Raw genomic sequence first — 7,517 nt, forward strand, 5'->3', positions numbered from 1 at the left:
GGGATATTCCTCATTATGAACGGTTGGTATCTATTTGCCCAGGATATGGATGAGAATCGAGGAATCGATGAGATTATTGGGGAACTTGAAAAAACCCAGAACACCGGATCGATCCAAGGAATTGACGTAAAAAAAGCGGATCCAAAAGTTTTGGAAGAATTAGGCGATTCGGTAATGGGGGAATTGATAGGTAATGTACAGAGACACGAATGGATGGATCGGATGATGGGTGGAGACGGTTCAGAACAGCTTGCCTCTATTCATCGCTCCCTGGGAATTCAATATATACAGAATGATGGAAATCTTGATTCCTTAAATAGGGAATTTATGGGTTCCGGAATGATGGGAGGTTGGAGAAATGGCGGGAATTATACCGGCAGCATGATGGGGTATTGGAGTCCCTGGTTTTGGATTCTTGGTTTTTTTATACTAACCGCCATTGTTATCGTGACCATCCTACTTCTAAAGAAACGCCATCCCTCTGGTAGTTCAACTTTGAACCTGCTTAAAACCAGGTATGTGAACGGGCAAATCTCTCGGGAAGAATTTCAACAGATGAAAGAAGACTTAAAGTAAATTTAGGTGCTCCCGGATACTAAGGGAGTTTTCTGAGAATTGTTGCTGCGTATTCTCATCTATCAGCACCTTGAAGGTAACTTCTTCGACCCTATCTTTCACAAGTGACTAGGTTATAAAACCGTATGTACAGTTCACGACAATGTAATGTACTCAACTGGAACGTATTTCTACCACAGGAGTACTTCTGAATTTATACTTGAGAAATAATTTAACTTTCTTTCATTATCAGGATATGGAGAATTTCGTTCTTTCAGGTCCTAATTGAACAAAGCTAACTCAGAAGCCTTTTCTCGGTTTAACGGATCTGGAAATATTGTTCCTTGTATATAATAATGTCCATCTATATGATTTTTTTCCCTCTATCTCTATGAATCCAATAGAAACACAATGAACACCACTTTTATGTAGGGAGGCTTTCTATGTTACCTTCTATTTATTAGAAGATATCACTCTCTTCCTAGTTTGAATGACCAATGTTCCGGGGTCGTATTTATAGTAAATCCACTGCTAGCTGAGGTTTTGTTTTCTTTATGATCATACCAGTTCATTTTGGTATGATTGGGCTCATAATGTTACTCATTTTATTAATCCACTGTTATATATTTTGTATACTATTATTAAAATCTTTCAAGCCGGAAGATAAAAGCTTAGAATGAGAGAAAGGTTCTTAAGTCTACACAGAAATAACACTGGTTCTGTAAATTACTTAGGTATACCAGGAGTTTTTATGAAAGCACGCAAGATAACCGGCAAGGTTTTTTTATTGGGGTTTCTTGACTGGGATGCCCGTCTTTTTGACTCGCTCATACCCCTGCCTGATGGAACAAGTTACAACGCTTATCTTATTGAAGGAAGTGAAAAGACGGTTCTCATTGATACGGTTGAAACAGAATTCAAGGATGTCTTATTAGATCAACTAAAGGGAGTTAAAAAACTTGATTATCTTGTGTCACTTCACGCCGAACAGGATCACGCTGGAGCTATCCCATCAGTACTTGCAAAATATCCGGAGGCTAAGCTTATAACAAGTGTCAAAGCAAAGGATATGCTTATTGATCTATTGTTGATTTCTAAGGATAAAATCATCACTGTAGATGATGGAGAAACCCTTTCTCTGGGGGATAAAACACTCGAATTCATCTATACACCCTGGGTCCACTGGCCGGAAACCATGTGTGCCTACCTTAGAGAGGATAAAATACTATTCAGCTGTGATTTCTTTGGTTCTCATATCGCTACAACCGATGTCTATGTTACAGATGAAGGGCGTGTTTATGAGGCCGCAAAACGTTATTTTGCCGAAATTATGATGCCTTTTAACAAGATCATCATAAAAAATATAGATAAGGTTCTTGCTAAGGATCTCTCCATCATAGCCCCCAGTCATGGCCCTCTCTATCCAAAACCATCCTTTATTATTGATGCCTATAAAGATTGGTTGGGGAGTCCCGCACATAATAAGGTTGTTTTGCCCTATATTTCCATGCATGGCAGCACAAAAAAAATGGTTGACTATCTTGTGTCTTCTCTTGTTCAAAAAGGTATTACTGTTGAGCTGTTCAATCTTGCTGTCACAGACATCGGTAAGCTGGCAATCGCTCTTGTTGATGCTGGAACAATTGTCATCGGTACACCCACCGTTCTCTCCGGACCGCATCCCAATGTTGTTTACGGGGCCTATTTAGCGAATGCACTGCGTCCTAAAGCGAAGTTTATCTCTATCATAGGTTCTTATGGATGGGGAGGAAAAACCGTTGAGATCTTAGCTGGAATGATTCCCAATCTGAAGGTTGAGGTTTTAACTCCGGTTCTTACCAAAGGTTATCCTTTAGAAAATGATTTCAAAGCTCTGGAAGTTTTATCCGAAGAAATTGAAAAGAAACACATAGAACAGGGATTCAAATAAAAAGCAGTATTGAATCTTTGATTTAGAATGCCGACGGGGTTTTTCCCGTTGGCTTAACTCTCTTTGTGCTGTGTCTTATTTTCCTGATATTGTATGTCAATTTTAATATTGTTAGGGGGAGAATATGAAACCAAGAGGACAAAGTATTTTTCCCAGATACTGAACACTATTTTTCAGAAAAAGAGCTTGGTGAAATGAATAAATAGTTTTAGGGATTTTGACAGAAACATGATTCATGAAAAGTATGAAAACCTTTACCATACACTCTCCATGACTTTCAGCCCTGGTTGAATAAGACTCATTTTCTCTGGCATCGGTTATCCACATTATTTCTGTAGCAGTCTGCCCGAACATGGTTCTTGTCTCTTTCCACTTCAGACCAATCAGCTCATTCTCCTTCTGCTCCAGAATCTCTACCTTTTCAATACCTCTAATAAAGTTATTTGAGTTTTCTATATTAGTTATAAGCTTCCAAACTTTTTCTTTTGAACTGTTTATCCTAGTTTTAGATTGAATATTCATCAGTTTGTTACTCCTTATTAAAATATTAATATATTTGCTAATATTTCCGGTCAGATCTGAATTCCAGTGTAAATTTTCAACTAATATTGCATTGCCAGGGTATTATCGATTAAGTTTTTAATTATGAAATCATCATTCTTCCTCCTTATTACAGGAGTGTTGACTGCGGTCTTTTTTCTTTTTTCTCCTCAACAAAAGTCAACGGGAATTGAAACCTATGCTGAAAAAGAGGGAGAGCTCCTTTTACCACAAAAAAATGTGGCCATTGCTGTTCTGCAGCTCTCAGATGCTGGTTTAAGCTTTATTGATCCCGAACATATCATCAGGATGCGAGTTCTTCAGGATGATTTTATTTCGATGAAGGGTGTAACAAAAATCGAGTCCATCCTGAATGTTTCACGGGTCATCTCGGAAGGGGATGATATTGTCGTGTCCAGGGCAATCCCGGCAGAGAATCTTCTCGTCACCGAGGCATACCTTAAAAATCTCAGTAAAGAAATTCCTGAATTCCCCGAACTGTCACCCTATATCAGCAGTGATCTGGGTACTGCCCTTTTCTATATCTATTTCAGTAATAACACCGATCCCCGGGGAATCCATCAGGACCTGAAGAATCTGCAGCAAAAATGGAAAGATGAGATGCCCTTTGACTTTACAGGCCGGGCTCCCATAATTGCCGAAACAGAATCACTGCTCACAAAAGATATTGTTCTGTTCATACCCATTCTGTTCCTCATGGCCATCCTTATTTTTTCATTATTCAGGAACTTGAAAGCAGTTCTTGTATCGATGTTTTTGATTGTGCTTTCAATTGTTTTTGCCTATGGATTTCTTCGATTCCTGGGAATACAGGACAGCCCGCTCATTCTTCTGATCCCAGTCTTCTGTATTGGTCTTCTCAGTGATTATTTCATTCACTATTTCTATCATCGCTTTCATACTCCCATCAGTGATGGTCATAAAAGTCTGCGTAAACTTCTCATTTTTCCTCTCAGCCTCACGGCTCTGTCAACGATTACAGGGTTTCTTTCTCTCAGCCTGATCAACGGCTCAGGACACCTTCAACTCGGAGGCATCATGGCTGTTGCCGTCGTATTCACCTGGACCGCCGTCTTTTTCTGGATTGATTATCTGGAATTCCCGGCTCAGCAGAAGCAAATGTTTTCAGGGTTTCAGCGGGCTCAGGGGCGTCTTTTTGTTCAAATTGCAAAATACCGTTTCATCTTTTTCCTGGTGATCATTGCCGGCATACTCTGGGGAGGCAGTCAACTCTTTAATCTGTCCATAGAACCTTATCCCATTCAGCAACTTCCAGAAAAAAATACAATTAAAAAAGCGGATCGGGTCATTAATGATGATTTTTTCGGGACACTTCCCTTCTTTATTGAAGTGGATACGGGGGAGACAAATGGCCTTCTTAAAAAAGATACTCTCCTGAAACTCAATGAAATCCATCAGGAATTTGATGACAACAATGTGGGTTATGCCTTCTCGCTGCTCACAGTTCTCAAACGAATGAATTACTATTTTATGGGTTCTGAAGAGTCATTTCTGAGCAGTACCGAGTTTGATGATATTTTTGATGCCTTGAATGAGCAGTACCTGCTCTACTATTCCTCCAGTGTGGATCCTCTGGAATATGAATCACTCCTTGATAATTCATACCGCTATTTCTCTATCAAAGGGCTGCTGTACTATCAAAACCATGAGGATCTGAACCGCTTTATCAGTCTTCTGGAGGGGATTGAAAAAAGACTCCCCGAGGGCTGGTCTCTTTCAAATTACGGGATGGCGGCCCAATTAGTGGTAGAGCAGACTCATCTGAGGAATAACTGGGTTCTCTCATTTTTGAGCGGAAGTCTGCTCATCTTTATGACTGTTCTGATCTATTACCGAAAGCTTGGATTAGCCGTCCTGAGCCTCCTTCCCGGTGTGGTGAGCATGATCATCTCCTTCGGACTTATCAGCATTGCCGGAATAAGCATTGATGCCTTTTCCATCATCTTTGTAGCCATTATCACCGGTTTAGTCATTGATTACAGCATACATACCCTGATCGCTTTAGATCAGATTAAGGAAGTGGAGACACTGTCTCAGGGGTTCCGCAGGGTGATCGGATACAGCGGGATTCCTATTTTTTTGAGTTTTACAACCTCGGTCCTGTCCTTCTCCGTCTTGTTTCTCTCTTCCTTCAGCGGGGCAAGAATCTTGGGCTTTTTGCTCCTGAGTTCCCTTGTTCTTTCTTTTATCATGAGTCTATACTTGATACCGTTGATCATCCTGCCCTTACGATTAAAAAAGGAGAGCATAAATGCGTAAAATTATTTGTCTTTTTGTAATCACTGTTCTGACGGCTATCACGCTGCAGGCACAGAGTGTGCAGGAAATTCTGGACAGCTTTTCAAAATCTTTGGCTATTCCCACTATTCAGGGTTCATTTCAGGTCCAATTGATAGCAACGAGTGGTGACACCCGTGAAATCCAGGCCCGGGTGTACCAGCAGACTGTGGATGAATTTCAGAATAACCGTTTGTTCATCTTTGATTTTCCTCCCACAGTCCGGGGAACAGGACTCCTTATAAATGCCTATTTTGACGGGCGGGATAACAATATGTGGATTTATCTCCCTGCGGTCCGACGCATCAAGCGCATCGCCCTGGATAATTCGGGGGGAGGGTATTTTATGGGAAGCGATTTTACATACAATGACCTTATCAGCAATGCCTACAATAAATTGGAATTTGAAAGGCTGGAAGATCAGGTGATTGAAGGAAATGATTGCTATGTCGTCAAGGCCTGGGGTGCAAACCCCCGGGACCGGCAGGAACATGGGTATGGATATACAATATCTTATCATCGAAAAGATAATTATCTCATGATCAGACGGGATTTTTACGACTTGAGCGATCATTTATTAAAAATTTACACTACCGGAAACTTCCTGGATCTGTATCCCTATATCTATCCGACTGAAATCACAATGGAAAATGTTCAGACCGGGCATAAATCCATTTTGAGTGTGACAGATGTCAGTACCGATGAGATTCCAGACAGATATTTTACACCCCGGTTCCTCCAGAACAATTAAGGAAAAATCATGAAGAAAAGGCAGTTGTTTCTTCTCCTCTTATTGTTTCTCTTTACCCTCCAAGTATCCTCCCTGGATTTTCAATTTGTTTCTTTCATCGATTATTATGGAGGAATCGAACCGGCAACAGGGTATGAAACTCTGCGGGAACGGGCCTTTATGCGTCCCAAAGTGTTCGGTGCCAGTGAGGGCGGTCTCCTGGAATGGCAGGTGACGGCGAACTTCTGGGTCCAGCCTGCAGGTGATCCGGAAATGATCGATCCCTGGGATATACCAGGAGAGACATTTCTTTTTTTTCAAAGTGATAATTTTGATTTGACTCTGGGACAAAAGCTGGTAAGCTATGGTTATTCCGATGTTTATGGCCCGCTGAATGTCCTTCACAGTGCAAACAGGATTCTCCTCAGCGTTGATGATCCTTTTGACAACCGACGCCCCGATCCTCTCCTGCAGATACGGTATTTTCCGAATTTTGACAGCAGTATTGAATTGACCTATGTTCCCATCCCACGTCCAGACAAGGAACAATCAGACTCGGTTGTTCTGCCTGGCTCCAGTGATGTCATCCAATGGAGGGATGATCCTTTTATCAGTGAGAACCCTCACTCCTTCTTTCTGAATTATAGCCACTACGGCGAGAGAGTGGATCTGCAGTTCTTTTACGGTTGGTATACTGAGCAGACTCCCGACTTTGTTATTCCGGCAGCAGATTCTTCTCTGTCCACCGTGATCAAACCGGTCTATCATAAGAAACAGACCATGGGAGCTGCCTATTCTACGGATTTGGGAAATACGACACTGTCTCAGGATTTAGCTTTGAATCTTACAGAGAATCTGGATGGAAAGGATTTGGGCGGTCAGTACTCGGATATTACTCTCAATACTCAGCTCCTGGCCAATCTTCCCGGCGATATTCTCAGTCAGTTTAGCCTGGTCTACTCCTATTTCTTCAATTACAACCGTTATTCTCCTGGAATTGATCCGGATGCCGCGGATTATCTGGCAGGAGAGGTTCAGAACTTTCACAATCAGCCTTACGAGCAAATTGCATTTCTGGTGGGACACTTTGAAAAGAGTTTTTTAAGAGAAAAACTGAAATCCCAACTGAATGTGGGTTTCTTTTTCTCACCGGATATACTGTTGACGCCTCGATTAAGCTATGCCTTGAGTGATTATTGGAGTATTGATGCCGGGGCAGATATAACCCTGGGAGATCCGCCTGATCTCGATCTGCGCCGAAACCCTGTCAACGATAATTTCTATCTGAGAGTGCTTTTCCGTTATTAGAAATCAAGGACTGGGGAGCCCATTCTAAAAATCATCAGTTTTATTTTACCTCCGCCTGGAAGCCAATTATATGCTGGAGGACAATCTCAAAATTCTGAATGCTCTGGAAAAAATGAATCTCACTCAGATTAAGAA

The 7,517-nt window shown here is 41.4% G+C and carries 6 protein-coding genes; 5 read left to right on the forward strand and 1 reads right to left on the reverse strand.

All coding sequences use genetic code 11. The features are described 5' to 3' along the window. Together PF479_RS18280 and PF479_RS18285 are read left to right on the forward strand one after the other, a co-directional pair. The coding region (locus PF479_RS18280) for an SHOCT domain-containing protein (protein ID WP_298009765.1) at positions 1–576 on the forward strand (576 nt) is incomplete at its 5' end. 655 nt (positions 577–1,231) lie between these two features. Then, positions 1,232–2,485 carry an FprA family A-type flavoprotein gene (locus PF479_RS18285; protein ID WP_298009768.1) on the forward strand — a complete coding sequence of 418 codons (1,254 nt, stop codon included), beginning with the start codon at positions 1,232–1,234 and terminating at the stop codon, positions 2,483–2,485. Positions 2,486–2,596: 111 nt separating this feature from the next. Here PF479_RS18285 and PF479_RS18290 read toward each other — a convergent pair whose 3' ends face one another. Next, entirely contained in the window at positions 2,597–3,007 is a 411-nt protein-coding gene (locus PF479_RS18290) for an SRPBCC family protein (protein ID WP_298009773.1), read from the reverse strand. Between the two features lie 123 nt (positions 3,008–3,130). Here PF479_RS18290 and PF479_RS18295 point away from each other — a divergent pair, with 123 nt between their 5' ends. From PF479_RS18295 to PF479_RS18305, 3 genes are read left to right on the forward strand one after another with little or no spacing between them, the layout of a single operon-like run. Continuing rightward, the gene (locus PF479_RS18295; RefSeq protein WP_298009776.1) at positions 3,131–5,326 is read left to right on the forward strand and encodes a hypothetical protein; all 2,196 of its coding nucleotides are present in this window, start codon (positions 3,131–3,133) and stop codon (positions 5,324–5,326) included. Further along, positions 5,319–6,095: an outer membrane lipoprotein-sorting protein gene (locus PF479_RS18300; RefSeq protein WP_298009779.1), complete on the forward strand. Its 777-nt coding sequence runs from the start codon at positions 5,319–5,321 to the stop codon at positions 6,093–6,095. Before PF479_RS18295 ends, PF479_RS18300 begins: the two co-directional genes overlap by 8 nt. Positions 6,096–6,104: 9 nt before the next feature. After that, positions 6,105–7,382, forward strand: coding sequence for a hypothetical protein (locus PF479_RS18305; protein ID WP_298009782.1), 1,278 nt, complete (start codon positions 6,105–6,107; stop codon positions 7,380–7,382). Positions 7,383–7,517 lie beyond the last annotated feature (135 nt).

This window comes from Oceanispirochaeta sp., from assembly GCF_027859075.1.
Lineage (GTDB): Bacteria > Spirochaetota > Spirochaetia > DSM-2461 > DSM-2461 > Oceanispirochaeta.